1 protein-coding gene is annotated in these 255 nt (G+C 65.9%); it reads right to left on the reverse strand.

Features of this window, described 5'->3' with window-relative positions; translation table 11 throughout:
• The coding region (locus C6558_RS39470) for an aldehyde dehydrogenase family protein (protein ID WP_146161041.1) at positions 1-255 on the reverse strand (255 nt) is incomplete at both ends.

Here is a 255-nt window from a genome sequence, read left to right on the forward strand (position 1 = left end):
TGTCGCGCTTCAGAAGCTCGCCGCCGAAGGCGAGTTTGGCGCCTTCCTGTTTGCCGATGGCGATGTAGTCGGTGTCCTGGTTGAGCTGGCTCTGGTCGACCACCGGGCCGATATGGGTGCCGGCCTTCAGCGCGTCGTCGATGGTGAGCCCCTTCATGCGCTCGCCCATCGCCGCCACGAACCGGTCGTGAATGCCTTCGGTCACGATCACCCGCGACGACGCGGTGCAACGCTGGCCGGTGGAGAAGAAGGCGG

The sequence above is a fragment of the Ensifer sp. NM-2 genome, from assembly GCF_003024455.1.
Lineage (GTDB): Bacteria > Pseudomonadota > Alphaproteobacteria > Rhizobiales > Rhizobiaceae > Ensifer > Ensifer canadensis.